Origin of the sequence: Leptolyngbya sp. FACHB-36, assembly GCF_014695955.1 — a bacterium.
Classification (GTDB): Bacteria; Cyanobacteriota; Cyanobacteriia; order Leptolyngbyales; family Leptolyngbyaceae; genus FACHB-36.
This window is the reverse complement of record NZ_JACJPG010000211.1, coordinates 1-1782: the sequence shown is the minus strand read 5'-3', so window position 1 is coordinate 1782 and position 1782 is coordinate 1. Positions and strand designations below refer to the sequence as shown.

Sequence of the window (1782 nt, the reverse complement as noted above, 5' to 3'; positions counted from 1 at the left end):
TCAGAATTAGTATGTCGTGGATTCTTTTTTAGCGCATGGATCTCCCGATGCTGTCTCCCTGGCTAATTGCGATCGCGCTTAATTCCGTCCTCGGCGCGATCGCCCTGATTGCTACCAAAAAACTGCTGACGCCCGCAGGCATCGCGCATGCGTGGGTGCTAGGCGTGCTGCTGTGGGGCAGTTTGGGCTGGCAAGGCTATCTGGTGATGATGGTGTATTTTTTGGTTGGGTCGGCGGCTACCCGCGTCGGCAAGGCGCAAAAAGAGGCAGAGGGCATTGCCGAAAAGCGATCGGGCGCGCGCGGACCGGAAAACGTTTGGGGGTCGGCGCTGGTGGGTGCCCTATGCGCGGTGGGCGTCCTGATCGTGCCGCTGCTTGATGTGGGCGCACAGACGGCATCTGTCGTCTCGCTGCTGCTATTGGGCTATGTGGCAAGCATCGCGACTAAACTATCAGACACCTGCGCCAGCGAGATCGGCAAAGCGTACGGACAGCGCACGTTTTTGATTACCACCTTGCAGCCTGTTCCCCGTGGCACCGAGGGAGCCGTTAGCTTGGAAGGTACGCTGGCGGGACTGGTCGCGTCAGTGGCGATCGCGCTGATTGCGTGGTCAGTGGGGCTAATTTCGCTCGTTGGAGTCGCCATTTGCGCGATCGCTGCCTTTGTTGCCACCAATCTAGAAAGCGTGATTGGCGCAACGCTGCAATCGCGCTATGACTGGTTAACGAATGAGTTGGTGAATGTGCTGAATACCTTGATCGGTGCGGTTGTCGCGGTGCTGCTGGCGATTGTAATCCAGTTAATTGATGCTTCCTAATCGAACATGAAATTATCCTGATCGGCTGTCTAGGCTACTGTAGAGCAGTGAGGCAGCTTGCGCCACGTGAGATGTTAGCTTGCTCAACTCTCGATTGGTGCCTAGATTGATGAGTTCTAGCGATCGTACCCGACTGGCATCCGTAACGCTGTTTAGCCGAATCAATCACAACGTCCTTCATGTTAGAACCATCCGGACTGCTTCAACGCTCCAGTTCGCAAGGTTGGAGCTCACAACCCTGGAGCTCACAAACCTGGAGTTCGCAACCCTGGACCGAGGGCGATCGTGCAGTGCTCACGACCTCCGAACCCTCGCTTTTCTCCAGCCCCGATTCGCTGACATCGGTTTCCGCCGCGGCGGGTTTCTCTAGCGCTCCTCCCTCTCTGCTGCCGGATTCGGCTCCTCCAACGCCAGAAACAGCGCTTCCGCTCAGTGACGACTTAAATTTTGAGTACGCCACGATCGCCGCTGAACCCACAGACACCGTGGGAAACACAATCGATCTTGCTCGCGATCTTGGACTTCTTAGCAGTCCGCTGACGATCGCAGAGTCTGTTGGATCGTCCGATCCCAACGATTTCTACAAATTCTCGCTAGTCACCGACAGCACACTTGACTTGTCTTTAACGGGGCTTAGCGCCGATGCCGATGTGCAACTGCTCGATCGCGCGGGTAACGTCATTGCCTACTCTGATGCTAGCGAGACAGCATCCGAAGCAATTCGCCGCGTTTTGTCGGCGGGTAGCTACGCCATCCGGGTCTACCCCTACTTGGGCAGCACAGCCTACAGCCTGAATCTTGCAGTCAGCGCACCGGGTCGATCGTTCAGCACCAGTTCTGGGTATGGCTTGGTCAACGCGGCAGCTGCCGTGGCGCGGGCGATCGGGCAACCCAGCTTTGCCGATGTTGCTGCCGAGGGAACCGCATGGGATCTGACGGCGGTGAACGCGCCAGAAGCGTGGGC

3 protein-coding genes are annotated in these 1782 nt (G+C 57.4%); 2 read left to right on the top strand and 1 reads right to left on the bottom strand.

Annotation, left to right across the window (positions count from 1 at the left end):
• Positions 1–35 precede the first annotated feature (35 nt).
• Positions 36–818 (top strand): TIGR00297 family protein, encoded by a 783-nt coding sequence (locus H6F43_RS04910; RefSeq protein ID WP_190341230.1) that lies wholly within the window; start codon positions 36–38, stop codon positions 816–818.
• Positions 819–830: 12 nt separating this feature from the next.
• On the opposite strand, the gene H6F43_RS04905 is transcribed toward H6F43_RS04910, so the two are convergent.
• On the bottom strand, positions 831–983 hold the full coding sequence (locus H6F43_RS04905; protein ID WP_190341228.1) for a hypothetical protein: 153 nt from the start codon (positions 981–983) through the stop codon (positions 831–833).
• Between the two features lie 14 nt (positions 984–997).
• Between H6F43_RS04905 and H6F43_RS04900 the strand changes: the two genes are divergently transcribed.
• The coding region (locus tag H6F43_RS04900) for a PPC domain-containing protein (RefSeq protein WP_190341226.1) at positions 998–1782 on the top strand (785 nt) is incomplete at its 3' end.